Below are 26,826 nucleotides of genomic sequence, written 5' to 3' on the forward strand. Positions count from 1 at the left end.
TCGGAAGCCCGGCCGGAGCTCACCCCGCCGTCGTCCGCACCAGCGCGTTGTGGCCGATCGCGTTGTGCACCGTGAAGCTCACCGCGTCCGGGCGGTAGCGGTCGTCCGACCACTCCACCGGGCGGCCGTCGTGGGTCGTGGTCACGCGGCGGACACGGAGGAGGGGGCTGGTGCGGCGGACGGCGAGGAGGGTGGCGTCCTGGGCGCCGGCGGCGATCGCATCGATGACGTGCTCGCCGTGGGCGAAGACGAGGCCCGTGTCGTCGTAGAGGCGCTGGGTGACCGAGGCGCAGTCGGGGTCGATGGCCGCGACGGCGGGGGAGATCCAGTCGGCGTAGACGCTGCGTTCGACGAGGACGGGTTCGCCGTCCAGGCCGCGCACGCGCAGGACGCCCAACACCGGTGTGCCCACGGGGAGTTGGAGGCGGGTCGCGTCCTCGGTGGTGGCCGGGCGGTACTCCTGGCTGATGACGTGGCCGGTCGCGGTGCGGCCCATCGCCTGGGCCCACTGGGCGAAGCTGCGCAGTTCGGCGAAGCTCTGGCTGCGGCGGCCGGCCAGGACGACGCGGCGGGCGCCCTGGCGGGAGCCGATCAGGCCCTCGGTGGTGAGGGCGGCGACGGCCTGGCGGACGGTGCCGCGGGAGACGCCGTACTGGGCGGCGAGGTCCGCCTCGGAGGGCAGCCGGGAGCCGACCGCGTACTCCTCGCGCTGGATCGCACGCCGCAGCTCGGCGGCGATCTGTTCGTGACGCGCCGTCATGACCCCTCCTTCTGCTGTCCGCAGGTTGTCTGCAGGCTGTGTGCAGGGACAGCAGCGTAATCGAGGGTTTCGCCCGCACTCCAATGGCCGAAAAGCGCCGCCAATGTGCAGGGAATCGCGGGCCGCCGTTCCGTCCCCGTTCACTTCCGCGACACCGACTCCGGGCGTACTGAAGCCAACTTGTTCAGACAAGTTGATCCCCCGACCTCCCTGGAGAAGCTCGTGTCCGTCCCCGCGACCCTCCCGAGGAAGGCCGCCCTCGGCGGCTCCCTCGCCCTCGTCGCCGCGCTCGCCCTCACCGCCTGCGGCGCCGCCCCCGAGAACGGCACCACCACCCCCGACGGCAAGAACGCCGCCACCGCCACCTCCGCCGCCGACCTCGGCGGCATGGACGCGCTCGTCACGGCGGCCAAGAAGGAGGGCACGCTGCACGCCATCGCGCTGCCCCGTGACTGGGCCAACTACGGCGCGATCATCGACGGGTTCCAGAAGAAGTACGGCATCAAGGTGGAGGTCGAGAACCCCGACGCCTCCAGCCAGGACGAGATCAACGCCGTCACCTCCCGCAAGGGCCAGGACCGCGCCCCCGACGTCCTCGACCTCGGCAGCTCCTTCGCGCTGAGCGGCGCCCAGCAGGGCCTGTTCGCCCCGTACAAGGTCGCGAACTACGCGGACATCCCCGAGGGCCAGAAGGACGCGCAGGCCCGCTGGTACAACGACTACGGCGGCTACGTCTCCATCGGCTGCGACGCCGGACGCGTCAAGAACTGCCCGACCACCTTCAAGGACCTCCTCAAGCCGGAGTACAAGGGCCAGGTCGCCCTCAACGGCAACCCGACCAAGTCCGGCTCCGCCTTCGCCGGCGTCTACGCGGCCTCCCTGGCCCAGGGCGGCTCCTTCGACGACATCCAGCCCGGCCTCGACTTCTTCGCCCAGCTGAAGAAGAACGGCAACTACACGCCCGTCGAGTCCACCCCGGCCACCGTCGAGAAGGGCGAGACGCCCATCTCCATCGACTGGGACTACCTCAACGCCGGTTACGCCCAGGAGTTCAAGACCAAGGGCCTCGACTGGAAGGTCGCCGTCCCCACCGACGGCCGCTACGCCATGTACTACTCGCAGGCGATCAACAAGGACGCCCCGCACCCGGCGGCCGCCCGCCTGTGGCAGGAGTACGTCTACAGCGCCGAGGGTCAGAACCTGTGGCTCAAGGGCTTCGCCCGCCCGGCCCTGATGCCCGCCATGGACAAGGCAGGCACCCTCGACAAGGACGCCGCCCTCAAGCTGCCCGCCGTCTCCGGCGTCCCGTCCTTCCCGACCGAGGCCCAGCAGGCCAAGGCCAAGACGACCCTCGCGCAGGGCTGGGGCAAGGCCGTCTCCGGATGACCACCCCGGACACCCTGAACACCCTCGCGGTGTCCGCCGCCGCCGAGCCCGCCCGGGCTCGGCCGCGGCGGGGCCGCCGGGCCCCCGCCTGGCTCGCCGCCGTCCCGCTGCTCGCCTTCGTCGCGATCGCCTTCGGCATCCCCGCCGTGGCGATGCTCGGCGGCGCCCTCACCGTCGACGACCCGGCCACCGGAGCGAGCTCGTACGGCACGGGCAACCTGACCGCCTCCCTCCAGGGCGCGTACCTCACCGCCCTGCTCGGCAGCGTCAAGCTCTCCGCGACCGCCGCCGGGCTCGCCGCCCTGCTCGGCCTGCCGCTCGCCCAGGCCATCGTGTCGTCCGGCTCCCGCGCCCTGCGCGAGGCCGTGCTGACCGCCTCGGGTGTGCTCGCGAACTTCGGCGGCGTCCCGCTCGCCTTCGCGTTCGTCGCCACCCTCGGCAACTCCGGCGTCCTCACCGTGCACCTGGGCCTCGCCGACAAGGGCTGGAGCCTCTACAGCTTCTGGGGCCTGGTCCTCGTCTACCTCTACTTCCTGATCCCGCTCATGGTGCTCACCATCACCCCGGCGCTCGACGGCCTGCGCACCCAGTGGCGCGAGGCCGCCCGCAACAACGGCGCCACCGCCTTCCAGTACTGGCGCCACGTGGCCCTGCCGGTGCTCCTGCCGAGCCTGCTCGGCGGGCTCGTGCTGCTCTTCGGCAGCGCCTTCGCCGCGTACGCCACCGCCGCCGCGATGGTCGGCAGCGCCGTCCCGCTGGTCACCCTGCAGATCTCCGACGCCATCTCCGGCAACGTCCTCGTCGGCCAGGAGAACGTGGCGCTCGCCCTCAGCGTCGACATGGTGGTCATCGCCGGCCTCGTCATGGCGGTCTATCTGCCCCTGCAACGCCGGAGCACCCGATGGCTCGCCTGAACCGTACGAACAACGCGTGGCGGCCGCTGGTCCTCGGGCTCGCCGGTCTCTACTTCCTGGTGCCGCTCGCCGCGTCCGTGATCTTCACCGTCGACGTGCCCGGCCAGGGCGTGACCTTCGACGCGTACACGAAGATCGTCACCACCGAGGGCTTCACCACCAGCCTGCTGCTCTCGCTCGGACTCGCCGCGGTGACCATCGTCGTGGTGCTGCTGCTGATGGTCCCCGCCATGGTCGCCCTGCGGCTCGGCGCGCCCCGGCTGAAGCCCGTCGTCGAGGCGGTCTGCTCGCTGCCGCTGGTGGTGCCGCCCATCGCGTTCGTCGCCGCGATCGGCACGGTCCTGAAGTGGGGCCCGGAGCACCTCTCCCGCACGCCGCTCTTCCAGACCTTCGTGGCGCTGCAGAACCCCGACTTCCCCGTCGTGCTCGTCCTCGCGTACGTGGTGATGGCGCTGCCCTTCGTCTACCGCTCGCTCGACGCGGGCCTCCAGGCCGTCGACGTCCGCACCCTCGTCGAGGCCGCCCGCAGCTGCGGCGCGAACCGGTCCCAGGCGCTCGTCAGGGCCGTCCTGCCCAACCTGCGCGGCGCGCTGATGAACGCCTGCTTCCTCACCCTGGCCCTGGTCCTCGGCGAGTACACGGTCGCCCAGCTGCTCGGCTTCCGGCCGTTCGCCGTGTGGATCGTGAACATCAGCGGCTCCCAGGCCCAGATGTCCGTGGCCGTCTCCGTCCTCAGCCTCCTGGTCACCTGGGTGCTGCTCCTGGCCCTCTCCGGGGCCGGCGGACGCTCCCCGCGGACCCGTACCACCAAGGGATAACCATGACCGTCCTCACCGCCGAGGCCACCTCGGGCGCCGTCACCGGGGCCGCCACCGTCGAGTTCCGCGGGCTGCGCCGCCGGTTCGGCGCCACCACCGCCCTCGACGGGCTCGACCTGACCGTCGCACCCGGCGAACTCCTCGCGCTGCTCGGCCCGTCCGGCTGCGGCAAGACCACCGCCCTGCGCATGCTGGCCGGCTTCGAGCACCCCGACTCCGGCGCCGTGCTCGTCGACGGCAAGGACATCACCGAGGTGCCCGCGCACCGTCGCGACGCCGGCATGGTCTTCCAGTCGTACAGTCTCTTCCCGCACCTCAGCGTCCTCGACAACATCGCCTTCGGGCTGCGGATGCGCAAGATCGGCAAGACCGAACGGCGCGCCACGGCGGCCGAGCTGCTGGAACTCGTCGGTCTCGGCGACAAGGGCGACCGCTTCCCCCACCAGCTGTCCGGCGGCCAGCAGCAGCGCATCGCGCTCGCCCGCGCCCTCGCGCTGCGGCCGCGCGTGCTGCTCCTCGACGAGCCGCTCTCCGCGCTCGACGCCAAGGTGCGGCTCACGCTCCGCGACGAGATCCGCCGCATCCAGCAGGAACTCGGCATCACCACGCTCTTCGTGACGCACGATCAGGAGGAGGCGCTGTCCATGGCCGACCGGGTCGCCGTCATGCGGGCCGGCCGCCTGGAGCAGTGCGCCCCTCCCGCCGAGCTGTACGGGCGGCCCGCGACCGCCTTCGTCGCCGAGTTCGTCGGCACCATGAGCCGCGTCCCCGGACACCTCGACGGCAGCACCGTCGAGGTGCTCGGGCAGCGGCTGCCCGTCGACGGCGAGGCTCCGGCGGGGACGCGGGACGTCGACGTCCTCGCGCGGCCGGAGGACGTGCGGGTCACGACGGACGGTGCCTGCTCGGCCCGGGTCGTCGCGACGGCCTTCCTCGGCGCGACCACCCGGCTCACCGTGCGGCTCGCCGACGCCACCGAGATCAAGGCCGACCTGCCCACGCACGAGGCGGCGGCGTACGCGGCGGGGGATGCTGTGACGGTGACCCTCCGCGAGCGCCCGGTCCTCGTCGCCGCACGCAAGTAGAAGAAGAGAAAGTGACGCTGACGCACGTGAACCCCGAACTCTCCCTCCACGCCGTCCTGTTCGACATGGACGGAACGCTCGTCGACACCGAGGGCCTGTGGTGGGAGGCAGTGGAACTGGTCGCGGGCCGGCCGCTGACCGACGCCGACCGGCCCGATGTCCTCGGCCGGCCCGTCGAGCACACGGCCGACTGGCTCGCCGCCGAGAACGGCCGCGACGCGCACGCGCTGGCGGCCGAGCTGCACCGGGAGTTCGCCGACCGGGTCCACGCCGGCGTCGTGCCCCGGCCCGGCGCACTCGACCTGCTGGCCGCGCTCGCCGACGCGGGCGTCCCCACCGCCCTCGTCACGGCCTCGCCCCGGGCCGTCGCCGACACCGTCATCGCCGCGCTCACCGCCCTCGGGGCGCCCGGGTTCGCGGTCTCGGTCACCGCGGACGACACCGAGACGACCAAGCCCGAGCCCGAGCCGTACCTCGCCGCCTGCCGCGCCCTCGGCGTCGAGCCCGCGCGCTGTGTGGCCGTCGAGGACACCCCGACCGGTGTCGCCTCGGCGGAGGCCGCGGGCTGCGCGGTGCTCGCTGTGCCGTCGCTCGTGGCGATCGAGGCGGGGCCGGGGCGGACGGTGCGGGACAGCCTGGCGGGCGTCACGCCGGAGTGGCTGCGGTTCATCACAGCCCCGCTGTCGGAGGGGTCTGCCAGACTGAAGACGGCAGACCGCTGAGAGGGAGGTGGCGAGATGAGCGTCGCGCACGATCCGCACTACGGGCCCTGGACGATAGAGCAGGTCATGGCTCTGGGGGAGGACCGCGGTGAACGGCGTGAATTGATGGGGGAAGCTCTCTTGATGTCTCCGGCTCCGGGATTCAAGCACCAGCGTGCGTCGTCGCGCCTGTGGTCCCTGCTGGATGCTGCGGTCCAGGCCGCTGGTGTGCCGGCCGAAGTACTCGAAGCGGTGAACGTCGTCCTGCCCGACGGGCTCTTCATTCCCGACATCGTCGTGGTCGAGGCCGCCGCCGCGGCCGAGGACCCGGTCACGGTCGACGCCGAGGCGGTCCTGCTCGTCGTCGAGATCGTCTCGCCCTCGTCGTCGGGCCGCCGCACCGACCGGCTGCTCAAGCCGCCGTACTACGCGGAGGCGAACATCGAGCACCTGTGGCGCCTTGAGCTGGAGCCGGTGCCGGCGCTGGTCGTCTCGGAACTGGTCGACGGGCGATACGTGGAGCGGACCGTGGCAGAGGCGGGCCAAGAGACGTCGATCGACGCGCCGTTCCCGCTGAAGGTCGACCCGGGGCGGCTCGTGAACCCCCGCGCCTGACCGTACGCCGGCCGCCCCGAGCCGCAGGACCGCATCGACTACGTCCTGCACAACGGGCGCGGCCTGCGCGTCCTCGACTCGCGCACCCTGGTCACCGGCACGCCCCGCCCCTGGCCGGACGTCGCCGCCAACGAGTGGCCTTCCGACCACGCGGCGGTGATCACCACCTTCGCGCTCTAGATCTCCTCGTCGGCGAGCTCCGCCACGCCCGTGATCCGGTGCAGCGGATACGTGCGGACCTCGTCGGCCGTGTGGTCGTAGCCGGTCACGAAGCCGCCCTCGACCCGCACGGGCGCGATGACCCGCTGGCTCGCCGCGCCGTCGGCGTTGACGTAGCCGATCCACACCGCCGAGCCGGTGAGCGCCGCGGCCTGCACGGTGGCGAGGGTCTCGGCGGCGGAGGTGCGGGGCAGGGAACCGGCCGCGACGGGGGTGGCGGCCGGCTCCTTGCGCACCACCGTCGCCGCCCGGTCGCCCGCCCGGATCGCCTTCACCGCGGCCGTCAGCATCGTCGCGTCCGGCACCGGCGGCCCGTCCGGCACCGGCGCGGGCGGGATCCGGTCCGGCGTCCGGTAGGCGTCGGCGCGGGTGATCAGCACGTCGCCCTGCGCCGACTCGGCCGCCGGCGCGTACCCCATCGCCCGCAGCCCCTCCAGGAGCGCCGCCGGATCCGACTGCGCCGCGAGCACCGTCGGCGCGAGGCGGCGCAGGCCGAGCCCGGCAGACCGCTTGTCCGCGAGGATCTCGCCGAGCATCGCGTCGTCGTCGCAGCGCACGTACGAGGACGCCGCACCGACCCGCAGATGGCCGTGCCTGCGGGCCACGTCGTCGATGAGATAGGCGAGCGGCTGCGGGACGGGCGTGCGCGAGTGCGCCGTCAGGAAGTCGTGCAGGTCGGACGCGCTGCGCCCGGCGTCGAGCGCCCGGCGCACGGAGCCGGGCGTGAAGCGGTACACGGTCGCGCCGCCCTTCGACTCCACGTCGGCGAGCACGGACAGCGTCTCGGCGAGCGGCCGCCGCAGCGGTCCGGGCGCGACGGCCGTCAGGTCCGCCTGGAGCAGCACGTGGTCCACGGCCTCGGGGAGCAGCGGCGCGAGGAGCGTCGCGGCGCGCGAGGCGGCGACGGTCGGCTCGCAGTCGCCGGGACGGCCGGTCGTGGGCGCGGCCTCCGCGAGCGGCAGGTTGAGCAGCGCGCGGGCGGGCGTGGCGAGCGCGCCGCGCCCGGTGACGCCGAGCTGCTCGGCCTCCTCCAGGGTCCAGGCGGCGAGGCGCTCGCGCAGGTCGCCCGCGCCCGTACCCGTACCCGCCGCGCCGCGCAGCGGGCGGTCCCAGCGCAGCCGCGCGAGCACCGACTCCCGGTCCGCCGCCGCTCCCGGCGGCAGCGTCGCGAGCAGGGCCAGCACCCGGTGGCGCACCTCCGGCGCCGCGCCGCGGTCCAGGCCGGGGCCGAAGGCGGCCAGGGTGCGGCCCTTGGCGTCCTGGGCGCCGACGAGGCCGGGGGTGCGGGTGGCGGCGAGCCAGGTGGCGGCGAGCCGGGACCAGCGCTCGGCGGGCGGGAGGTCGAGCCAGTCGTCGTACGCCGGGGTGGGGGCGTACTTCTCGTCCGCCTCGCCGTCGGAGGCGAGCAGCCCGGCCCCGTACGCCAGCTCCAGCCAGAAGGCGGCGGTCTGCTCCGGCACGTCGAGCGTGGCGGCGGTGCGCTTGAGGTCGCGTACGGCGAGGCCGCCGGCGCGCAGCACCGGCGGGCCGCCCTGGTTCCAGGACTTCAGCAGCTCCTCGACCGTCGCCAGCGCCGCGTACGCCTGCCCGGCGGCCGCGTTGTCCACCACCTGTGGACGGTACTCGCGGCTCACCGCGACCTCCGGCGCCACCGGCTCCGGCGCCTCGTGCGCGCGCCCGCCGCGCAGGTGCAGCGCCGCCTCGCGCGGCAGGACGACGGTGCGGGCCGAGACGGGCAGCAGCAGGCCCCGGTCGCGCAGCCAGCGCACCGGCGCCGCCGGGTCGGGCGTGACCTCGCCGTACGGCGGGCCCCACACCAGCCGGTCGAGGACCGCCAGCGCGTCCGGCGGCGCCGTGTCGAGCAGCGCCGCCATCCTCGTACGGTCCGTGAAGAGCTCCGTGAGCGCCGCCACCGCCGACACCGGGTCGTGCGTCGTCGGCAGTCCGGCCGCCGCGATGATCTCCTGGAGCCGGCCCGGCGACATCCCGGCCGTCGCCTCCGCGACCGTCGGCCCGAGCCCGGTCGGCGAGGGGTGCTGCGCCGACGGCGCGAGCAGCTCGCGCGCGGTCCGCACCAGCCGCAGCCGCTCGTCGTCGCCCCACACGAGCGCCTGCTCGCGCAGCAGCGCGACGGCGCGCGGCAGCGCCGCCTCGATCTCCGCGTCGCCGCCGTCGCCGGCCATCAGTCCGAGGAGCACGGGGTACGGGGCGGGGTCCGGCGCCACGGCGAGGGCCTCGGCGGTCTGCAGCGCGAAGCGGTCGAGCCGTTCGAGCGCCCGGACGACCGAGGCGCGCGTGCCGGCCCGGGTGGCCAGCTGCGTCAGGTCGTTCGGGACCGGCGAGAGCAGGTCCGGGCGGGCCCGCAGCAGTGCGGTGAGTGTCTCGTCGCCGCCGGAGCGCAGCGCCTCCGCGAGGGTGCGTGGCGCGGCCGCGCCGACGCCGGTCCCGCCACCCGTCCCGCCGCCTGATCCTTCGGGCACGTGCGCCTCCCGGTCGAGCTCACCGATCCCCATCCGGACCACGTTAGCCCCTGTCCAGGCGCTAACGTCGTGCCGTGGGGACCGAGGGGATCGAGAACGACCGGGAGAGCGGGCGCCGCCCGGACGTCAGGGGCGAGGCGGGTCCGGCGATGCCACCGGGCATCCCGGGCGAGCCGGGTACGCCGGACGAGGCGACGGGGCGGGTGACGGGCGGGGAGGAGTCGGACGGGGCGGCGGGGCGCGTGACGCCGGGCGGGGCGGCGAGCCCGGCGGCGTCGGACGGGGCGGCGAGCCGGGCGACGCCGCTGGCCGTGCCGGAACCGCGTCCGGGGGACTGGTGGGGGGTTGACGCCGTGGTCCCCGCCTTCGGCGACGCCGCCACGGCCACCGGGCAGGTCCCGGGTTTCGTCGGCGGCGTGGAGATCCCCGAGATACTGAAGCCGCCGCCCGCCGATGAGGAGTCGGAAGCGGAGCCGGAGGGCGAGGAGGCCGAGGCCCCGGAAGCGGAGCCGCGTCGTCCCGCCCGGCTCCGCGCGCTCCCGCGCTTCGGCAGCCCGCTGCTCCTGATCGCCGCGGCGCTGCTGCTCGCGGGCGCCGCCCTCGGCTCGCTCGTCCCGCTCGCGGTCGGCTGGCTCATCGCGTACTTCTCCCGCGAGCGCCGGGGCGCGGTCTTCGTCGCCCCCGGCCTCGCGGTGGCGTGCGGGGTCGGCTGGCTGTGGGGCCGGGTGGAGGGCCGCTGGGGCCCGCCGGTCCCGGTGGGCAGTACGGGGATGGGCGCGGCGATCGGCGACACCTGGCCCTGGACCCTGCGGGCCGCGGCCGTCGCCTCGGCGCTGTTCCTGCTCTGGCGAGCGCGGCGCCGGACTCCCTAGCCCTGCTGTTCGTCGGCCCTGCCGGCCGTCGGCCCTGCTCGCCGTGATCCCTGCCGGCCGTCAGCCCTGCTGTTCGTCGCGCAGGACGAGGTCGAGCAGGCCCGGGAAACGGGCGTCGAACTCGGCGCGGCGCAGCCGGTTGACCCGCTTGGGGCCCTGGTCGCGCTGCTCCACGAGGCCGGCCGCGCGCAGGACGGCGAAGTGGTGGCTGAGGGCCGCCTTGCCGACGGGCACGTCGAAGCCGCCGCAGGCACGGCTCCACTCCTCCGACCCGGCGAGCTCGCGCACGAGGGCGAGGCGCACGGGGTCGGCGAGGGCGGCGAGGGCGGTGAGGACGGGGACGTCGTCGGGGTGGGTGTGCTCAGGCGCGGCCCGGTGACGGGGCGTGGTCACGTGTCGTCCTCCCGGATCGTGGGCTCCGCCCTTGCGGAGTGTTCGATCCGGATCATACAGTCGCCACTGTTCGCTTTTCATTGAACAGTCGAGAACAGTCGAGCCGGAGGTGCGGCATGCGCGCGATCGAGTTTGGTGAGTACGGCGGTCCCGAGGTCTTGAAGACGGTGGACGCCGACGTCCCCGCGCCCGGTCCCGGACAGGTGAGCATCGACGTGGCGTACGCGGGCGTGAACTTCGCCGACCTCAAGGCGCGCTCCGAGGGCTACCGCGTCGAGGCCCTGCCCTTCCGCCCCGGCCTGGAGGTCTCGGGCCGGGTCCGGGCGCTCGGCGCGGGCGTCACCGGCCTCGCCGTCGGCCAGGAGGTGGCCGCCCTGACCGAGAGCGGCGGCTACGCCGAGGTGGCGGTGGCCGACGCGGCGACCGTCTTCCCGGTTCCGGCCGGCGTCGACCTGCGGACCGCCGCCACCCTCCCCACCGTGCTGCCCACCGCGGAGGCCCTGGTCCACGCGGTCGGCCGGCTCCAGCCGGGCGAGACCGTCCTCGTGCACGGCGCCGCAGGCGGCATCGGCACCGCCGTCGGCCAGCTCGCGAAGGCGGCCGGCGCGGGCGCGGTGTACGGCACGGTGTCGTCGGCCGCCAAGGCGGAGGTCGCCCGCGGCTTCGGCTACGACGAGCTGTTCGTCAGCGACTTCGAGCGCGATCCGCGCGCGCTGGAGAAGGCGGTACGCGCGGCCACCGGCGAGCGCGGCGTCGACCTCGCCCTCGACCCGGTCGGCGGCGAGACCTTCAAGGCCACGCTCGCCTCCCTCGCCGTCTTCGGCCGGCTCGTCTCCTTCGGCAACGCCGGCTCCGCCGAGCCGTGGCGGGTCGGCCAGCCCGAGCTCTACCCCACCGGGCTCAGCGTCTCGGGCTTCTCCATCCTCACGCTCGCGAAGACCGGCCCCGACGCCCTGCGCGACCTCGCCGACCGGGCCTTCGCCAAGGTCGCCGACGGCGCGGTCACCCTCCCGGTCACGGCCGAGTTCGCGCTCGCGGACGCGGCCGAGGCACACCGCCTGATGGGCTCCCGTACGAGCACCGGAAAGCTCCTGCTCAAGGTCGCGTGACCCGTCGCCTGCCGCCTGCCGCCTGCCGCCTGCCGCCTGCCGCCTGTCTGCTGTCGCCCGCCGCCTGCCGTGCCGCCCGGCCCTCCTCCGGGCGGCGAAGGCGCGATTCGAACACCTGGGCAGAATGGCCGCATGGATTCTCGTAGCGGCGCCCCCACGGTCGGCTTCGACCTCGACCTGACACTCCTCGACACCCGCCCCGGCATCAAGGCCGCCTTCGAGGCCTTCTCCGCCGACGTCGGCGTACCGATCGACGCCGACCTGGTCGTCACCCGGCTCGGGCCGCCGCTGGCGCAGGAGCTCGCGCACTGGTTCCCGCAGGAGCGGGTTCCGGAGATGGTGGTGCGCTACCGCGAGTTCTACGGGCGGTACGCCATCGAGCCGACCGTCCCGATGCCCGGCGCGCGGGATGCGATTCAGGCCGTCTCCGAGGCGGGCGGCCGGACGATCGTCGTGACCGCGAAGAACGCGCCGCACGCCAAGCGCCACCTCACCCACCTCGGCATGGAGCCGGACGCCCTCGCCGGCGACCTGTGGGCCGAGGGCAAGGCGGAGGCGCTGCGCGCCCACGGCGCGAAGGTGTACGTGGGGGACCACGTCGGCGACGTGCGCGGGGCCCGTACCGCCGGCGCGTTCTCGGTCGCCGTCGCCACCGGCCCGTGCGCCCCCGAGGAGCTGCGCGCGGCCGGCGCGGACGTCGTCCTCACCGACCTGACGGACTTCCGGGCCTGGTGGCAGGGGTACCTGGCCGGCTACCGCGGCTGACCGGCCGCCGCCCGGACGACCCTTGCCCGGCGGCGCTGCGCGGCGATCGACCGCAGTACACCGGCCGCGGCGACGAGGAATCCGACGCCCATCAGCATCGAGACCAGGTACGCGACCGTCGGGAACGGCGTGCTCCCGAGGAACAGCGGAGCCACCGTGACCAGGGTCGCGACCGCGCCGATGATGAAGAGGACCGCACCGGCCCGGACCAGACCGTCACCCGGAGCGGGTTCGTCCGTCGAGGCCGAAGTCGGAGCCGAAGTGGTTTCGCTACGCATTCGGCCAGGGTAGTTCCCTGGCCGGGAGGAACGGACAGGAGACGGCTTGTCACCGGGCCGGGGCCCATTAGCCTTGGTGCACCGCGGGCAGGTGACCCGCTGTATCTCTTTCAGAGCCACGGGTTGTCTTCGGTGCAGCCCCGGCGCACCCATCGAGTACGAGGACGAGGACGGACGTGCCTACCGGCAAGGTCAAATGGTTCAACAGCGAGAAGGGCTTCGGCTTTCTCTCCCGTGACGACGGCGGCGACGTCTTCGTGCACTCGTCGGTGCTCCCCGCCGGAGTCGACGCCCTCAAGCCGGGGCAGCGCGTGGAGTTCGGCGTCGTCGCCGGTCAGCGCGGCGACCAGGCGCTCTCCGTGGTCGTCCTCGACCCGACCCCGTCCGTCGCCGCGGCGCAGCGCCGCAAGCCCGACGAACTGGCGTCCATCGTCCAGGACCTGACCACGCTCCTGGAGAACATCACGCCGATGCTGGAGCGCGGCCGCTACCCCGAGAAGGTCCACGGCAAGAAGATCGCGGGCCTGCTGCGCGCGGTCGCCGACCAGCTCGACGTATGAGCCGTACGGATCCCGTCAGGGGAACCGCAGCGCGTCCGGGCCGAGGGGCGGTACCAGCCCCTCGGCCGCCGCGCGCGTGAGGAGCCCGCGCACGGCCGCGTAACCGGTCTCGCCGAGGTCGGCGGTGAACTCGTTGACGTAGAGACCGATGTGCTGGTCGACGACCTTCGGGTCCATCTCCTGCGCGTGTTCGAGTACGTACGGGCGCGAGACGGACGGGTCGTCCCAGCCCATCCGGACCGATGCCCGCGCCGACTCGGCGAGCAGACGCAGCATGTCCTCGCCGAGCGAGCGCTTCGCGACGATCGCGCCGAGCGGGATCGGCAGCCCGGTGGTGTGCTCCCAGTGCTCGCCCATGTCGGCGAGCGCGTGCAGGCCGTAGTTCATGTACGTGAAGCGGGCCTCGTGGATGACGAGCCCGGCGTCCACCTTGCCGTCCCGCACGGCCGGCATGATCTCGTGGAACGGCAGGACGACGATCTCGCCGACACCTCCCGGAACGGTGTCCGCCGCCCACAGCCGGAACAGCAGGTACGCCGTCGAACGCTCGCTCGGCACGGCGACCGTCCTGCCCGTCAGGTCGAGCCCGGCCTCGCGGGTCAGCACGAGCGGCCCGCAGCCGCGCCCCAGGGCGCCGCCGCAGGGCAGCAGGGCGTACTCGTCGAGGATCCACGGCAGCACGGCGTACGAGACCTTCAGGACGTCGTACGGGGCGCCGCCGTCGGCCGCCCAGCCGTTGGTCAGGTCGATGTCGGCGAAGGTCACGTCGAGGCGCGGGGCGCCGGGGACGCGGCCGTGGGCCCAGGCGTCGAAGACGAAGGTGTCGTTCGGGCAGGGCGAGTAGGCGATCTTCAGCTTGGGCATGACGGGAGCTCCACGAATGCGGTGCGGCTGAGCTGCTGGAAGGCGCTCTGCAGGGCGGCCAGGGCCTCGCCGATCCGCCAGGCGGCGCGGTCGCGCGGGCCGACGGCGTTGGACACGGCCCGGATCTCGACGACGGGCACGCCGTGCGCGGCGGCGGCCTCCGCCACCCCGAAGCCCTCCATCGCCTCGGCGACGGCGCCCGGATGACGCTCCGCCAGCTCGGCGGCGCGTTCGGCGGTGCCGGTGACGGTGGAGACGGTGAGGACGGGTCCGACGACGGCGTCCGGCAGCGCGGCGGCGATGCGGTCGGTGAGGGGCTTGGCCACGCGGTGCACGGACCGCCCGAAGCCGAGCTCCTCGACGGCCAGGTAGCCGTCGGGCGTCTGGGCCCCGAGGTCCGCCGCGACGACGGCGTCGGAGACCACGACGCTCCCGAGCGGCGCGAGGGGCTGGAACCCGCCGGCGATTCCGGCGGAGACGACCAGGCCGTACGCGGAGTCGGAGGCCGTCAGGGCCGTGGCGGCGGCGACGGCGGCCGCGGCCGGTCCCACCCCGGCGGCGAGGACGTCCACGTCCCCGTGCCGGCGCAGCACGAAGCCGCCGGGCAGGGGGACCTCGGTCTGCCCGGCCTCAGCGCGGCCGAGACCCGCGGCGACGGAGTCGGCCTCCGCCGCCACGGCCGTCACGACCAGGATGCGAGGGGACGGGGTCAGGACTTCTTCTTGAGGTTGAAGTGCCAGATGCCGGTCACGGACTTGCCGCCGCTCTCGACGATGGTGACCTGGGTCTGGTCCGGCGCGGCGCCCATCTGGCTGGAGAAGAACGCGCTGGCCGGGATGGTCCGGTAGGTCTTCTTGAACGGCTCCGGCTCGGCGTTCTGGCCGTTCAGGAAGATCGTCCAGCCCTTGTCGGCGATGTCCGGGTCGACGCCGAAGCGGATCTTGTCCGACGGGTCGACGGAGATCGACTTCTCGGCCTTCTTGTTGAGGCAGGCGGGGATCTGCTTCTCCTCGATGGCCTTGCCGTCGTTGTAGCAGGCGGCCTGGGAGTTCACCGACGAGGACCCGACCGTCACGGTCGCGAGCGGGGTCGGCTTTTCGCAGGCGGAGAGGACGAGGAGCCCCGCGGAGACAGCCCCGAGGGCCACGGCGGCCCGGCGGCGCTTGGAGGTGAGGAACGCAACGGTCATGGCCCGAAGGCTATCGGTCCGCCGCGCTCATGCCACGCGGGGGTACGGCGTGCCGCCGCGTTGCGGCCATTCGCCCGGTTCCGGCCGGGGCGCGGACCCGCGCCGGCCCGCCCCGCCCGGCTACGCCGCTCGCGCCTTCGTGGACGGGCCCTTGCGCTGGCCGCGTCTTCTCGCGGCGCCGATCAGGCCGCGTACCGAGAGCAGCCAGCCCACGCCGAGGATGCCCGCCGCCACCGACATGCCGACCGTGCCGTTCAGGGGCAGGACGATGCCGATCGCGCCGCCCACGACCCACGCCATCTGCAGGGCCGTCTCGGACCGGGCGAAGGCGGAGGTGCGCACCAGCTCCGGGACGTCGCGCTGGATCAGGGCGTCGAGGGACAGCTTGGACAGGGCCTGGGTCAGGCCCGCGACGGCGGTGAGGACGGCCACCATCAGGCCGCCGAAGAAGACCGCCGTGCACACCGCGGCCGCGAGGACGAGGGACAGCATCGTGGCGATGATCACCTCGGGGCCGTGGCCCCGGTCCTTCAGGAGCGAGCCGACCGCCGTGCCGCACGCGTTGCCGACGCCCGCCGCCACCGCCACCATGCCGAGCGAGACGGCCGCGCTCTGGCCGGGCAGCGGGTGCACGCGCAGCAGGAAGGCCAGGAAGAAGATCAGGAAACCGGACAGCATGCGCTGCGACGCGTTCGCCTCCAGGCCGTGCAGGACGGCCGGGCCGACCGTCCGCAGGCTCGGTTTCTTCTCGCCGTGGGTGAGCAGATGGGCCCGCCGCTCGCCCTTCGCGGAGTCCACCTTGTGCGGCAGCCGCAGCGCCCAGTACGTACCGAGGAGGAAGAGCGCGCACGCCCCGTACAGCGACCCGGCCGAGTCGATCCGCTGCAGACCGGCGCCGACGGGCGCGGCGATGCCCGTGGCGAGCAGCCCCGCGAGGGTGACGCGCGAGTTCGCCTTGACGAGCGAGAAGTTCGGCGGGAGCAGGCGCGGCACGACGGCGCTGCGCACCACCCCGTACGCCTTGGAGGCGACCAGCACGCCGAGCGCCGCCGGATAGAGCTGGAGGCCGCCGGTGGCGACCGCGCCGGACATGAGGATGGCGAGCACGGCGCGCGTGAGCATCGCGCCCGCCATGGCCGCGCGGCGGCCGTGCGGGAGGCGGTCGAGGAGCGGGCCGATGACGGGCGCCAGAAGGGTGAACGGGGCCATCGTGACGGCCAGGTAGAGCGCGACCCGGCCGCGCGCCTCGTCGGTCGGGACGGAGAAGAAGATGGTGGAGGCGAGGGCGACGGTGATCATGACGTCGCCGGCGCCGTTCACGGCGTGCAGCTCGATCAGCCTGCCGAGCCCGGACTCTCCTGCGCCGTGCGCGTGGGTGGCCTTGCGGATGCCCTTCGCGGTCCCGGTGAGGGGAAGGTGCAGGGCGCGGCCGACCTTCCGGCCCGCTCGGCGGAGCGGCCCGGCCCGGTCCCCACGATGACGATGATCGTGGGATCGTACGGGAGACCGTGCGGCTGCCACTCCGTCATAGTGCCCCACACGCGGGCCGCGGGAACGGCTGACGGGGCCCGGCGGACCCGCTCGGAGGAGTGACGAAACCCGTTCCGCGTCCCTTTTCGGCGTCCGCGATACGGGCCACTTGGTGCGCGCAGGTGGGCTGAGCGCGGCGAACGGGGTAGCGTGCGTAGCGCGCCACCGGCGGATGTTCTCGGCCGCGCGCCTCTTCGGCATCCCGCAGAATGGATGACGATAGGTGTGCCCGAGACATGCGAGACATCGTCGGGCGTGGACGTCGATGCGGCCCTCTGGTCCGCTCCGCTCACGGCCCGGAACCTCCCGCTCCTCGGCCGGCGCACCCGTGAGACGGCGTAGGAGAAGAGCGAGACCTGTGAGTGCTGCGACGACGCGAAGCCGTACCCCGCGAGCCACGCGTACCCCGCGAGCCACGCGTACCCCAGACCGTCTCTGCGCCGAGGCGGTAGACCTCGCGAGGGAGGCCGCCGAGGAGGCGGCCGCGCCCGGCGTCGTCGGCGAGCACGTGGAGCTCGTCGCCGAGGGCGACCGCGTGGTCACCCACTTCTTCGAGTGCAAGGAGCCCGGGTACCGCGGCTGGCGCTGGGCCGTGACCCTCACCCGCGCCTCCCGCGCGAAGAACGTCACGCTCGACGAAACCGTCCTGCTGCCGGGCCCCGACGCCCTCCTCGCCCCCGAGTGGGTGCCGTGGAGCGAGCGGCTGCGCCCCGGCGACCTGGGCCCCGGCGACCTGCTGCCCACCGAGCAGGACGACCTGCGCCTGGAGCCGGGCTACTCGGGCGAGGACGCGCCGCCGCCGAACTCCGTGGTCTCGGAGGAGATGGCCGACCACCTCGACGCCGAGGACGCGGAGATCACCCAGCGCGGCACCTCGCGCGGCGCGATCGCGGCCGTCGCCGAGGAACTCGGCATGCGGCGCGCGCGGGTCCTCTCCCGCTACGGGCTCCACCAGGCCGCCGACCGCTGGGACGAGGCGTTCGGCGCCAACACGCCGATGGCCCAGGCCGCGCCCGCGACCTGCGTGTCCTGCGCCTTCCTGGTGCCGCTCGCCGGTTCCCTGAAGCAGGGCTTCGGCGTCTGCGCCAACCAGTTCTCGCCGGCCGACGGCCGCGTGGTGTCGCTGTCGTACGGCTGCGGCGGGCACTCCGAAGCGGCCGTCATGCCGAAGCCCCCGCGCCCGGCGGCGCCCGTCCTCGACTCGGTCTCGGCGGACGAGTTCCCGCTCCGCCCGGCGCCGGACTCGGGCTCCGTGACGGAACCGGACGGCGCGTCGGAGGACCTGGGCCACTCGTAGGAGGCGACCGGTACGGGCGTCGGCGCGTTCGCGCCCCCGCGCGCCCCCTCGGGGGTGACGTGCCCCCGCCGTCGGGGTGGGGGCGGGCGCGGTACCTTCGGGCACCGGCCCGATACCCGTACCGCACCTCAGAGTGGAGTCAGACGTGAGCGTCAGCGTCAGGACGTCGACCGACGGAACCGACCCCTTCGGTACCGCACGGCTCCGGAGGGGCGTGCTCGACGCGTGGGCGGCGGGGCCGGCCAGGTTCCGGGAGGACGCGAACGCCGAGGAGGACCTGGTCCTCGGCGGCTACCGGGACCGGCTCGTCGTGGAGCTCGCGCAGAACGCCGCCGACGCCGCCCGCCGCGCCGGCGTCACCGGCCGGCTGCGCCTGACGCTGCACCCGGCGGACGCCGACGGCCCGGCGGTGCTCGCCGCCGCGAACACCGGCGCCCCGCTCGACGCCGCCGGCGTCGAGTCGCTGTCCACCCTCCGCGCCTCCGCCAAGCGCACGGAGCGCGACACCGGCGCCGTCGGCCGCTTCGGCGTCGGTTTCGCCGCCGTGCTCGCCGTCTCCGACGAGCCGGCCGTCCTCGGCCGTCACGGCGGCGTCCGCTGGTCCCTCGCGGAGGCCCGCGAGCTCGCCGCGGACGTGGCCCGGCACAGCCCGGGCCTGGGGGACGAGCTGCGCCGCCGCGACGGCCACGTACCGCTCCTGCGCCTCCCGCTGCCCGCCGAGGGCACCGCGCCCGACGGCTACGACACGGTCGTGGTCCTGCCGCTGCGCGACGCCGCCGCCGTCGACCTGGCCGAGCGGCTGCTCGACTCCGTCGACGACGCCCTGCTGCTGACCCTCCCGGGCCTGACGGAGGTCGTCGTCGAGACGGCCGGCGGCACGGCCCGCACCCTCACCCGCGCGGAGCACGACGGCTACGTCCACGTCACCGACTCCGCGACCGGCACCCGCCGCTGGCGGACCGTCAGCCACACCGGCCCGCTCGCCGCCGACCTGCTCAAGGACCGCCCGACCGAGGAGCGCCTGCGCCCGCACTGGGCGGTGACCTGGGCCGTGCCCGTGGACGTCGACGGCGCGCCGCAGTACCCGCGTACCGACGCCGTGGTCCACGCCCCGACCCCCACCGACGAGCCCCTCGGCATCCCGGCCCTGCTCATCGCGTCCTTCCCGCTGGACACCGCGCGCCGCCACCCGGCGCCGGGGCCGCTGACGGACTTCCTCATCGACAGGGCGGGGGAGGCGTACGCCGAGCTGCTCGCCGACTGGCAGCCGGTGTCGACCGGCACGCTCGACCTCGTACCGGGCCCGCTGGGCAAGGGCGCGCTCGACGGGGCGCTGCGGGCGGCGATCCTGGAGCGGCTGCCGCGCGTGGCGTTCCTCGCCCCGGCGGCCGCCTCGGAGGAGCTGCCGGCGCTGCGGCCGATCGAGGCGGAGGTCGTCGAGGGCGCGGGCGCGGAGACCGTCGCGGTGCTCGCGGAGGTGTTCCCGACGCTGCTGCCGGCGGGCCTGGAGCGCCGGGTGGAGCTGCGCACGCTCGGCGTGGGCCGGCTGCCGCTGACGGAGGCGATCGACCGGCTCGCGGGCGTGCACCGGACGCCGGGGTGGTGGTGGCGCCTGTACGACTCGCTGGCGGGCGTCGACCCGGACCGGCTGACCGGGCTGCCCGTCCCCCTGCTGGGCACGGAGTCCGACGCGGAGCCGTACGAGGGCGAGGAGGAGGCGCCGGCGGGGCCCCGCGTCCGCACCACCATCGGCCCGCGCCAGGTCCTCCTGCCGCAGGACCACACCCCCGCCGACCTGGGCCGGCTCGGCCTGAAGGTGGCCCACCCGGACGCCGCCCACCCCATCCTGGAGAAGCTCGGCGCCGTGCCGGCCACCCCGCGCGCGGTGCTGACCACGCCCCAGGTGCGGGCCGCGGTGGCCGGCTCCCTCGACGCGGGGGAGATCTGGGACGAGGACGGCGACGCCCTGGACGCCGAGGAGCTCGCCGAGACCGTCCTCGCGCTCGTGCGGGACGCGGACCTGGCGCCCGGCGACGAGCCGTGGCTCGGCGCGCTCGCGCTGCCCGACGAGGACGGCGAACTGGCCCCGGCGGGCGAACTCGTGCTGCCCGGCTCGCCGTTCGCCGCCGTGATGCGCGAGGGCGAACTGGCGCTCGTCGACGCCGACCTGGCGGCGCGCTGGGGCGAGCAGCCGCTCGCCGCCGTCGGCGTGCTCGCCGGGTTCCAGCTGGTCCGCGCCGCCGACCTGGTCCTCGACCCCGACGAACTGGAGCCGCGCGAGGGCGACTTCGCCGAGCCGGACGACGCCGGGCTGCTCGACGCCGTCGACGTCTGGTGCGAGGACGTCCTGGACCGGCTGCCCGAGACCCCGGTGCCGCCGGTGGCGACCGAGATCGTCGCCGTACGGGACCTGGACCTGGTCGACGACGACGCCTGGCCGCAGGCGCTGGCCCTGCTCGCGCAGCCGCCGCTGCGGGACGCGCTGACCCAGCCGGTGCGGGTGCTGCTGCCGGACGGCACGACCGAGACCGTGCGGTCGTACACCGCCTGGTGGCTGCGCGACCACCCCGTCCTCGACGGCCGGCGTCCCGCCGGACTGCGCGCGGCCGGCACGGACCCGCTGCTCATCGGCCTGTACGACGCCGCCGACGCGACCGGCTTCGAGGACGAGCAGGTGCTGCGGGCGCTCGGCGTCCGCACCTCGGTGCGGGCCCTGCTGGACGAGCCGGGCGGCGCCGCCGAACTCCTGGCCCGGCTCGCCGACCCGGCCCGCGAGGTGTCCGGCGCCCAGCTCCACGCCCTCTACACCGCGCTGGCCGACCTCGACCCCGAGCAGGTCACCCTCCCCGACGAGCTGCGCGCCGTCGTGGACGGCGCCCTGGTCGTCGTCGACGCCGCCGACGCCCTCGTCGCCGACGCGCCCGACCTGCTGCCGCTCACCGGCGGCCTGCCGCTCCTCCCGGTCGCCCCGGCCCGCGCCGCCGACCTGGCGGAGCTGTTCCAGGTGCGGCGGCTGAGCGAGGCGGTCGAGGCGGAGGTGACGACGGTCGGCGAGGAGCACGAGGTCCCGCTGTCGGTCCACGCCCTGCTCGGGCCGGCCACCCCGGCCACGTACATCGAGCACGACGAGCTGCGCGCGGCCGGCGTCGAGCTGGACTGGCGCCGCACCCCGGACGGCGTCATCCACGCGGCCACCCTGGAGGGCGTGGCGGCGGGCCTGGCGTGGGCGGCCGGCCAGTGGCCGCGCCGCTTCGAGGTGGCGGCGCTCCTGGAGGACCCGTCGCGGACGGCGGAGCTGGCCCGGGACCGCTGGTTCGACTAGCCGGTCCCGCGCGTCGACGCGAGGCGCGCGCGAGGGGCCGGCACCCGGGGCCCCCGTGGCAAACAGCGGGGTCGTCTTCAGGGCCGCCGCGCCACGGGTGCCGGCCCCGTGGCAGAAGGGGGGCGTCTTCAGGGCCGCCGCGCCGGCAGCCCCATCGGGTTCGGGAACGGGATCGTCCCCGAGTCCAGGACCTCGCCGGCCAGCGGCCCGAGGACGGCCACCACCCGGTCCGCCTCCGCCGCCGAGAGGGCGTCGCGGTACGGCCGTACGGCCAGGGCGTCCGTCCGGTCCTCGATGTGGGCGCGAAGGGCGCGGCCCTCCGCCGTGACGGCCCTGTCGGCGTCGAGCAGCCCGCGCCCGGCGAGCCGGTCCGTGGCCGCCCGCCAGTCGTCCTCCGTCCAGCCGCGGTTCTCGCGGAGCGTCGCCGTCGGCGCGCCGCCCTCCGACGCGGCGAAGAGGACGTGGACCTCGCAGCCGTCCAGGCCCTCGGCGGCGAGGAGGGCGACGTGGCCGTCGCCGCGGTGCTCGCGCAGGGCCGTGGTGGCCTGCCAGAGCGCGCCCACCGGGTCCTCGGGCGCGGTCACGCCCCGGTTCGCCGCGAACAGCGGCCGCCCGGCACCGTCCGCCGCCCCGACCACCCGCCCGAGCAGCGGCAGCAGCTCCGCGGCCGCCTCCGCCACCGACGGCGCGACCCGCCGCAGCGCCGCCGCCGCCGCCTCCGTACGCGCCTTCAGCACCGCCTCGGGCGCCGCGAAGCCCCACGCGTCGGGGATCGCCCGCCGCACCATCGCCGGGTGGAAGTTGTAGAACGCGGCCTCCACCACCCCGGCCGCCACCGCCCCCAGCGGCGCGGCCCGCGCCGCGAAGTACCCCATCCAGAAGCCGCGCAGCCCGACCGCGCGGTGGGCCGCGCGGCTCTCGGGCGCGAAGTAGGTGACGGCGTGCACGGGCTCCATGACCTGCCAGACCGTACGGGCGAACGTACGGGCGAATCCGGCGCCGGGTGCGGTGTCTGCCTCGTATGCCTTGTCCACGCCCGTCATCGTGCCACCGGACGTCGCGCGGGAGGGGGGTTCAGGCCGGGAACCGCCGCCCCACCCACCGCCAGGCGACCTCCAGGACCGCCGACGCCACCACGGCGATCGCCACCGCCGTCCACGGCATCGTCACGCCCACCAGCTTCAGTGCGAAGAAGCGCTGGAGCGACGGCACGACGAGGACGAGGAGGAAGGCCGCGCCCATCGCCGCGACCAGGGTGATCCGCCACCAGGTGTAGGGGCGGGCGATGATCGCGAGGACCCACATGGAGACGAGGAAGAGGGTGAGGGTGGCGGCGCTGGTCTCGGCGTCGAGAGCGCCGGGGCCGGTGTAGTGGTGGCGGGCCAGGAGGTACGTGGCGAAGGTGGCCGCGCCCGCGATGACGCCGGCGGGGATCGCGTACCGCATGACCCGTCGGACGAAGTGGGGCCTGGCGCGCTCCTTGTTGGGGGCGAGGGCCAGGAAGAAGGCGGGGACGCCGATGGTGAGGGTGGACAGCAGGGTGAGGTGGCGGGGCAGGAACGGGTACTCGACCTGGCTGACCACGACCAGGATCGCGAGCAGCACGGAGTAGACCGTCTTCGTCAGGAAGAGGGTCGCGACGCGCGTGATGTTCCCGATGACCCGGCGGCCCTCGGCGACGACCGACGGGAGGGTCGAGAAGGAGTTGTCGAGGAGGACGATCTGGGCGACGGCCCGGGTGGCCTCGGAGCCGGAGCCCATGGAGACGCCGATGTCGGCGTCCTTCAGGGCCAGCACGTCGTTGACGCCGTCGCCCGTCATGGCGACGGTGTGTCCGCGGGACTGCAGCGCGGCGACCATGGCGCGCTTCTGCTGCGGGGTGACCCGGCCGAAGACCGCGTTCGCGTCGAGGGCCGTCGCCATCGCGTCGCGCTCGGTGGGCAGGGTGCGGGCGTCGACGGTGTCGGCGGCGCCGGGCAGGCCGAGCTTGCCGGCGACGGCGCCGACGGAGACCGCGTTGTCGCCGGAGATGACCTTGGCGGTGACGTTCTGGTCGGCGAAGTACGCGAGGGTGTCGGCGGCGTCGGGCCGCAGCCGCTGCTCCAGGACGACGAGCGCGGTGGCCCGGGCGCCGGCGGCCACGTCGGGGGAGTCGAGGTCGGTCGCGGCCCGGGCGAGCAGCAGCACCCGCAGGCCCTGCTCGTTGAGCCGGTCGACCTCGCCGAGCGCCGGGTCGCCGTCCGGCAGCAGCACGTCGGGCGCGCCGAGCAGCCAGGTGGAGTCCTCGCCGTCGCCCTCGCTGAACGCGGCGCCGCTGTACTTGCGCGCCGACGAGAACGGCAGCGACTCGGTGCACCGCCAGTCCACCGCGTCCGGGTACGCGTCGATGACGGCCTGGAGCGAGGCGTTCGGCCGCGGGTCGGACTCGCCGAGGGCGCCGAGCACCTTCCGTACGTACGACTCGTCGGCGCCGTTCAGCATGCGCAGCTCGGTGACGTCCATGCCGCCCTCGGTCAGCGTGCCCGTCTTGTCGAGGCAGACGACGTCGACGCGGGCGAGGCCCTCGATCGCGGGCAGCTCCTGCACGAGGCACTGCCTGCGCCCGAGCCGGATCACGCCGATCGCGAAGGCCACGGAGGTGAGCAGGACGAGCCCTTCGGGGATCATCGGGACGATGCCGCCGACGGTCCGGGCGACGGACTCCTTGAAGTCGTTGTTCTTGACGACGAGCTGGCTGATGACGAGCCCGAGCGCGGTCGGGACCATCATCCACGTCACGTACTTGAGGATCGTGGAGATGCCGGTGCGCAGCTCGGAGTGGACGAGCGTGAAGCGGGACGCCTCCTCGGCGAGCTGCGCCGCGTACGCCTCCCGCCCGACCTTGGTGGCGGTGAAGCCGCCGCCGCCCGCGACGACGAACGACCCGGACATCACCGGGTCGCCGGGCCGCTTCAGGACGGGATCGGCCTCGCCGGTCAGCAGCGACTCGTCGATCTCCATGCCGTCGGCCTCGGCGACCACGCCGTCGACGACGACCTTGTCGCCCGGCCCGAGCTCGATCAGGTCGCCGAGGACGATCTCGGAGGTGGAGATCCCGGCGGCGACGCCGTCGCGCCGGACGGTGGGCCTGGCCTCGCCGATGACGGCGAGCCCGTCGAGGGTCTTCTTGGCGCGGAGCTCCTGGACGATGCCGATGCCGGTGTTGGCGATGATCACGAAGCCGAAGAGGCTGTCCTGGATCGGCGCGACGAACAGCATGACCAGCCACAGCACGCCGATGATCGCGTTGAAGCGGGTGAAGACGTTGGCGCGGACGATGTCGGCGGTGGAGCGGGAGCTGCGGACGGGTACGTCGTTGACCTCGCCGCGCGCGACGCGCTCGGCGACCTCGGCGGAGGTGAGGCCGGCGGGGCGGTGCACCACGGGGGGCGTGGCGCGGCTGTCGGTCTGCGTCCGCTCAGTCATGTTCTCGACGGTACGACCGGATGCGTCCGGTCACCTGCCGAGAAGTCACTCCTGCGCGGCCTGTGCGCCCTCGGCCGCCCGGTGGCGCTTGATCGCCGCGTCCCGCTTCCGTACGTACCAGATGCCGATGAGCCCGAGGCCCGCGCCGGCCAGGCAGGTCCACACCCACGACGTCGCGTTGTGGTCGGCGAACCAGCCGTAGAAGGGGACCTGGACGAGGAACAGGACGAACCAGAGGATCGTGCCGCCGGTGATGGTGGCGACGACGGGCCCCTCAAGGGGCTCGGGTGCCTCGTGCTTCGGTGTCCACTTCGCCATGCGGCTCAGTCTAGGCCGCCGGTTTCGCTGTCTACGCGCGGAGATGGACTCACGTTCGTTCATGTGTTCATACTGAAACGGTTTGCCTCCGGCAGGTTCCCTTCGTATGAACCGCCAAAGGGACGCATTTTTCTCTCGAAGAGGAACCCACCCCCATGAGTACGACGGCCACCGCCAAGGCCACGGCCCCCGAGGATCAGCTCCCCACGGGTCCCGTCTCCGGCCTCGACCGTTTCTTCAAGATCACGGAGCGCGGCTCCACTGTAGCGCGTGAGGTCCGGGGCGGCTTCGCCACCTTCTTCGCGATGGCCTACATCATCGTGCTGAACCCGATCATCCTCGGCAGCGCCAAGGACATGTACGGGCACCAGCTCGACGGTGGTCAGCTCGTCACCGCGACCGTCCTGAGCGCGGCCCTCACCACGCTGCTCATGGGCGTCATCGGCAACGTGCCGATCGCGCTCGCCGCCGGCCTCGGCGTCAACACGGTCGTCGCGCTCCAGCTCGCGCCGAAGATGTCCTGGCCGGACGCCATGGGCATGGTCGTCCTCGCCGGCCTCGTCGTGATGCTCCTCGTCGCGACCGGTCTGCGCGAGCGCGTCATGAACGCGGTCCCGGCCGGCCTGCGCAAGGGCATCGCGATCGGCATCGGCCTGTTCATCATGCTGATCGGCCTCGTCGACTCGGGCTTCGTCTCCCGCATCCCCGACGCCGCGCACACCACGGTCCCGCTCCAGCTCGGCGGCACCGGCCACCTCAGCGGCTGGCCCGTGCTGATCTTCATCCTGGGCACGCTGCTCACGCTCGCGCTGATCGTCCGCAAGGTGCCGGGCGCGATCCTGATCTCCATCGTCGCGATGACGATCGTCGCGATGGTGGTCAACGCCGTCGTCGACGTCCCGTCCTGGGGCCTCACCACCCCGGAGTGGCCCGGCAACCCGGTCGCCAGCCCCGACTTCGGCCTGTTCGGCTCGTTCAGCCTGTTCGGCGGTTTCCACAAGGTCGGCGTCCTGACGGGCGTCCTCTTCGTCTTCACCGTCCTGCTGTCCTGCTTCTTCGACGCCATGGGCACGATCCTCGGCGTCGGCGACGAGGCCGAGCTGATGGACAAGGACGGCAACTTCCCGGGCATCAACAAGGTCCTGCTCGTCGACGGCTTCGCCGTCGCCACCGGCGGTGCCACCTCCTCCTCCGCCACCACCTGCTTCGTGGAGTCCACGGCCGGTGTCGGCGAGGGCGCCCGCACGGGCCTCGCCTCGGTGGTGACCGGCGCGCTGTTCTCGGTCGCGCTGTTCCTCACGCCGCTCGCCACGATGGTGCCGTCGCAGGCGGCCACGCCCGCGCTGCTCGCGGTGGGCTTCCTGATCCTGGCCGGTTCGGTCAAGGAGATCGACTGGAGCGACCACACCATCGCCATGCCGGCCTTCCTGGCCATGGTGATGATGCCGTTCACGTACTCGATCACCAACGGCATCGGCATCGGCTTCATCGCCTTCACCCTGCTGCGGCTCGCGGCCGGGCGGGGCCGTGAGGTCCCGGTGGCGATGTACGTCGTGTCGGCGGTCTTCGTCTTCTACTACGCGATGCCGGCGCTCGGCCTGACCTGATCGGGGTCCATCCGGCCCGCGTCCGTGCGGTCCCGGGGTGCGTCGGAGGCCCCGTAGAACTTCTCCGTCTCCTCGACCGCGGTCTTGAACCGCTCGTCGAAATCCTCGCGAATGAGCGTCCGGGCGACATAGTCCTGGACGCTCATTCCGCGTCTGGCGGCGTGTCCGCGGAGCCGTTCGAGCAGCTCTCCGTCGATGCGCAGGCTGAGCACGGTCGAATCCATGCCCGTCAGGTTCGCGCCGGGCAAGGGCCCTCTGCGTCACTTTCCGGATCGCTCT

Annotated in this window: 24 protein-coding genes and 2 pseudogenes; 14 read left to right on the forward strand and 12 right to left on the reverse strand. The window is 74.1% G+C overall.

Going from position 1 to position 26,826, the window contains the following annotated elements; genetic code table 11:
* Positions 1-19: 19 nt before the first annotated feature.
* Positions 20-760, reverse strand: coding sequence for a GntR family transcriptional regulator (locus ACWEJX_RS13095; protein WP_451607525.1), 741 nt, complete (start codon positions 758-760; stop codon positions 20-22).
* A 222-nt stretch (positions 761-982) separates the two neighbouring features.
* Between ACWEJX_RS13095 and ACWEJX_RS13100 the strand changes: the two genes are divergently transcribed.
* The 7 genes and pseudogenes from ACWEJX_RS13100 to ACWEJX_RS13130 form a co-directional block, all read left to right on the forward strand.
* Positions 983-2,146: an ABC transporter substrate-binding protein gene (locus tag ACWEJX_RS13100; RefSeq protein ID WP_451607526.1), complete on the forward strand. Its 1,164-nt coding sequence runs from the start codon at positions 983-985 to the stop codon at positions 2,144-2,146.
* Entirely contained in the window at positions 2,143-3,060 is a 918-nt protein-coding gene (locus ACWEJX_RS13105; protein ID WP_451607527.1) for an ABC transporter permease, read from the forward strand. Before ACWEJX_RS13100 ends, ACWEJX_RS13105 begins: the two co-directional genes overlap by 4 nt.
* Positions 3,048-3,878: an ABC transporter permease gene (locus ACWEJX_RS13110; RefSeq protein WP_451607528.1), complete on the forward strand. Its 831-nt coding sequence runs from the start codon at positions 3,048-3,050 to the stop codon at positions 3,876-3,878. Before ACWEJX_RS13105 ends, ACWEJX_RS13110 begins: the two co-directional genes overlap by 13 nt.
* Positions 3,879-3,880: 2 nt before the next feature.
* Positions 3,881-4,963: an ABC transporter ATP-binding protein gene (locus ACWEJX_RS13115; RefSeq protein ID WP_451607529.1), complete on the forward strand. Its 1,083-nt coding sequence runs from the start codon at positions 3,881-3,883 to the stop codon at positions 4,961-4,963.
* Positions 4,964-5,028: 65 nt separating this feature from the next.
* A pseudogene (locus ACWEJX_RS13120) lies at positions 5,029-5,628 on the forward strand (HAD family hydrolase); the annotation flags it as partial.
* 72 nt (positions 5,629-5,700) lie between these two features.
* Positions 5,701-6,279: a Uma2 family endonuclease gene (locus ACWEJX_RS13125; RefSeq protein WP_451607530.1), complete on the forward strand. Its 579-nt coding sequence runs from the start codon at positions 5,701-5,703 to the stop codon at positions 6,277-6,279.
* 6 nt (positions 6,280-6,285) lie between these two features.
* Positions 6,286-6,459: pseudogene (locus ACWEJX_RS13130) on the forward strand (endonuclease/exonuclease/phosphatase family protein); the annotation flags it as partial.
* Here ACWEJX_RS13130 and ACWEJX_RS13135 read toward each other — a convergent pair.
* Positions 6,456-9,011 (reverse strand): helicase-associated domain-containing protein, encoded by a 2,556-nt coding sequence (locus ACWEJX_RS13135; RefSeq protein ID WP_451607531.1) that lies wholly within the window; start codon positions 9,009-9,011, stop codon positions 6,456-6,458. The pseudogene ACWEJX_RS13130 and the gene ACWEJX_RS13135 overlap by 4 nt on opposite strands.
* Before the next feature lie 41 nt (positions 9,012-9,052).
* On the opposite strand from ACWEJX_RS13135, the gene ACWEJX_RS13140 reads away from it, so the two are divergent.
* Positions 9,053-9,850 carry a hypothetical protein gene (locus ACWEJX_RS13140; RefSeq protein ID WP_451607532.1) on the forward strand — a complete coding sequence of 266 codons (798 nt, stop codon included), beginning with the start codon at positions 9,053-9,055 and terminating at the stop codon, positions 9,848-9,850.
* 60 nt (positions 9,851-9,910) lie between these two features.
* On the opposite strand, the gene ACWEJX_RS13145 is transcribed toward ACWEJX_RS13140, so the two are convergent.
* Positions 9,911-10,243, reverse strand: coding sequence for an ArsR/SmtB family transcription factor (locus ACWEJX_RS13145; RefSeq protein ID WP_451607533.1), 333 nt, complete (start codon positions 10,241-10,243; stop codon positions 9,911-9,913).
* Between the two features lie 116 nt (positions 10,244-10,359).
* Between ACWEJX_RS13145 and ACWEJX_RS13150 the strand changes: the two genes are divergently transcribed.
* Together ACWEJX_RS13150 and ACWEJX_RS13155 are read left to right on the forward strand one after the other, a co-directional pair.
* Positions 10,360-11,352, forward strand: a complete 993-nt coding sequence (locus ACWEJX_RS13150) for a quinone oxidoreductase family protein (RefSeq protein WP_451607534.1) — start codon at positions 10,360-10,362, stop codon at positions 11,350-11,352.
* 132 nt (positions 11,353-11,484) lie between these two features.
* Positions 11,485-12,117, forward strand: a complete 633-nt coding sequence (locus ACWEJX_RS13155) for an HAD family hydrolase (RefSeq protein ID WP_451607535.1) — start codon at positions 11,485-11,487, stop codon at positions 12,115-12,117.
* Here the strand turns inward: ACWEJX_RS13155 and ACWEJX_RS13160 are convergent.
* A complete protein-coding gene (locus tag ACWEJX_RS13160; RefSeq protein ID WP_451607536.1) occupies positions 12,105-12,395 on the reverse strand; it encodes a hypothetical protein in 291 nt (96 codons plus the stop codon). The genes ACWEJX_RS13155 and ACWEJX_RS13160 overlap by 13 nt on opposite strands.
* Positions 12,396-12,571: 176 nt before the next feature.
* On the opposite strand from ACWEJX_RS13160, the gene ACWEJX_RS13165 reads away from it, so the two are divergent.
* Positions 12,572-12,955: a cold-shock protein gene (locus ACWEJX_RS13165; protein WP_389205031.1), complete on the forward strand. Its 384-nt coding sequence runs from the start codon at positions 12,572-12,574 to the stop codon at positions 12,953-12,955.
* 15 nt (positions 12,956-12,970) lie between these two features.
* On the opposite strand, the gene ACWEJX_RS13170 is transcribed toward ACWEJX_RS13165, so the two are convergent.
* From ACWEJX_RS13170 to ACWEJX_RS13185, 4 genes are all read right to left on the reverse strand, one after another.
* Entirely contained in the window at positions 12,971-13,819 is an 849-nt protein-coding gene (locus tag ACWEJX_RS13170) for a 1,4-dihydroxy-6-naphthoate synthase (protein ID WP_451607537.1), read from the reverse strand.
* A complete protein-coding gene (locus tag ACWEJX_RS13175; RefSeq protein ID WP_451607538.1) occupies positions 13,807-14,505 on the reverse strand; it encodes a futalosine hydrolase in 699 nt (232 codons plus the stop codon). Before ACWEJX_RS13175 ends, ACWEJX_RS13170 begins: the two co-directional genes overlap by 13 nt.
* 23 nt (positions 14,506-14,528) lie before the next feature.
* A complete protein-coding gene (locus tag ACWEJX_RS13180) occupies positions 14,529-15,008 on the reverse strand; it encodes a DUF2771 domain-containing protein (RefSeq protein WP_451607539.1) in 480 nt (159 codons plus the stop codon).
* A 120-nt stretch (positions 15,009-15,128) separates the two neighbouring features.
* Positions 15,129-16,529, reverse strand: a complete 1,401-nt coding sequence (locus ACWEJX_RS13185; RefSeq protein WP_451607540.1) for an MFS transporter — start codon at positions 16,527-16,529, stop codon at positions 15,129-15,131.
* A 367-nt stretch (positions 16,530-16,896) separates the two neighbouring features.
* On the opposite strand from ACWEJX_RS13185, the gene ACWEJX_RS13190 reads away from it, so the two are divergent.
* The gene (locus ACWEJX_RS13190; protein WP_451607541.1) at positions 16,897-17,835 is read left to right on the forward strand and encodes a DUF3027 domain-containing protein; all 939 of its coding nucleotides are present in this window, start codon (positions 16,897-16,899) and stop codon (positions 17,833-17,835) included.
* Between the two features lie 133 nt (positions 17,836-17,968).
* Positions 17,969-21,157 (forward strand): sacsin N-terminal ATP-binding-like domain-containing protein, encoded by a 3,189-nt coding sequence (locus ACWEJX_RS13195; RefSeq protein WP_451607542.1) that lies wholly within the window; start codon positions 17,969-17,971, stop codon positions 21,155-21,157.
* Positions 21,158-21,285: 128 nt separating this feature from the next.
* On the opposite strand, the gene ACWEJX_RS13200 is transcribed toward ACWEJX_RS13195, so the two are convergent.
* The 3 genes from ACWEJX_RS13200 to ACWEJX_RS13210 are packed head-to-tail and all read right to left on the reverse strand — an operon-like array spanning position 21,286 to position 24,940.
* Positions 21,286-22,191 (reverse strand): SCO6745 family protein, encoded by a 906-nt coding sequence (locus tag ACWEJX_RS13200; protein WP_451607543.1) that lies wholly within the window; start codon positions 22,189-22,191, stop codon positions 21,286-21,288.
* 40 nt (positions 22,192-22,231) lie between these two features.
* Positions 22,232-24,622, reverse strand: a complete 2,391-nt coding sequence (locus ACWEJX_RS13205) for an HAD-IC family P-type ATPase (protein WP_451607544.1) — start codon at positions 24,620-24,622, stop codon at positions 22,232-22,234.
* 45 nt (positions 24,623-24,667) lie between these two features.
* The gene (locus ACWEJX_RS13210; protein ID WP_451607545.1) at positions 24,668-24,940 is read right to left on the reverse strand and encodes a DUF2530 domain-containing protein; all 273 of its coding nucleotides are present in this window, start codon (positions 24,938-24,940) and stop codon (positions 24,668-24,670) included.
* 155 nt (positions 24,941-25,095) lie between these two features.
* Here ACWEJX_RS13210 and ACWEJX_RS13215 point away from each other — a divergent pair, with 155 nt between their 5' ends.
* Positions 25,096-26,547: an NCS2 family permease gene (locus ACWEJX_RS13215; protein ID WP_451607546.1), complete on the forward strand. Its 1,452-nt coding sequence runs from the start codon at positions 25,096-25,098 to the stop codon at positions 26,545-26,547.
* On the opposite strand, the gene ACWEJX_RS13220 is transcribed toward ACWEJX_RS13215, so the two are convergent.
* Complete coding sequence (locus ACWEJX_RS13220; RefSeq protein WP_451607547.1) at positions 26,517-26,771, reverse strand: hypothetical protein; 255 nt, start codon at positions 26,769-26,771, stop codon at positions 26,517-26,519. The two genes, ACWEJX_RS13215 and ACWEJX_RS13220, sit on opposite strands and share 31 nt — an antisense overlap.
* Positions 26,772-26,826 lie beyond the last annotated feature (55 nt).

The organism is Streptomyces sp. NPDC004788 (genome assembly GCF_053601115.1).

Coding starts and splice junctions, on each gene's coding strand:
- ACWEJX_RS13095 (WP_451607525.1), bottom strand. CDS start 760: ATGACGGCGCGTCACGAACAGATCGCCGCCGAGCTGCGGCGTGCGATC.
- ACWEJX_RS13105 (WP_451607527.1), top strand. CDS start 2,143: ATGACCACCCCGGACACCCTGAACACCCTCGCGGTGTCCGCCGCCGCC.
- ACWEJX_RS13110 (WP_451607528.1), top strand. CDS start 3,048: ATGGCTCGCCTGAACCGTACGAACAACGCGTGGCGGCCGCTGGTCCTC.
- ACWEJX_RS13115 (WP_451607529.1), top strand. CDS start 3,881: ATGACCGTCCTCACCGCCGAGGCCACCTCGGGCGCCGTCACCGGGGCC.
- ACWEJX_RS13125 (WP_451607530.1), top strand. CDS start 5,701: ATGAGCGTCGCGCACGATCCGCACTACGGGCCCTGGACGATAGAGCAG.
- ACWEJX_RS13135 (WP_451607531.1), bottom strand. CDS start 9,011: ATGGGGATCGGTGAGCTCGACCGGGAGGCGCACGTGCCCGAAGGATCA.
- ACWEJX_RS13150 (WP_451607534.1), top strand. CDS start 10,360: ATGCGCGCGATCGAGTTTGGTGAGTACGGCGGTCCCGAGGTCTTGAAG.
- ACWEJX_RS13155 (WP_451607535.1), top strand. CDS start 11,485: ATGGATTCTCGTAGCGGCGCCCCCACGGTCGGCTTCGACCTCGACCTG.
- ACWEJX_RS13160 (WP_451607536.1), bottom strand. CDS start 12,395: ATGCGTAGCGAAACCACTTCGGCTCCGACTTCGGCCTCGACGGACGAA.
- ACWEJX_RS13170 (WP_451607537.1), bottom strand. CDS start 13,819: ATGCCCAAGCTGAAGATCGCCTACTCGCCCTGCCCGAACGACACCTTC.
- ACWEJX_RS13180 (WP_451607539.1), bottom strand. CDS start 15,008: ATGACCGTTGCGTTCCTCACCTCCAAGCGCCGCCGGGCCGCCGTGGCC.
- ACWEJX_RS13205 (WP_451607544.1), bottom strand. CDS start 24,622: ATGACTGAGCGGACGCAGACCGACAGCCGCGCCACGCCCCCCGTGGTG.
- ACWEJX_RS13210 (WP_451607545.1), bottom strand. CDS start 24,940: ATGGCGAAGTGGACACCGAAGCACGAGGCACCCGAGCCCCTTGAGGGG.
- ACWEJX_RS13215 (WP_451607546.1), top strand. CDS start 25,096: ATGAGTACGACGGCCACCGCCAAGGCCACGGCCCCCGAGGATCAGCTC.
- ACWEJX_RS13220 (WP_451607547.1), bottom strand. CDS start 26,771: ATGGATTCGACCGTGCTCAGCCTGCGCATCGACGGAGAGCTGCTCGAA.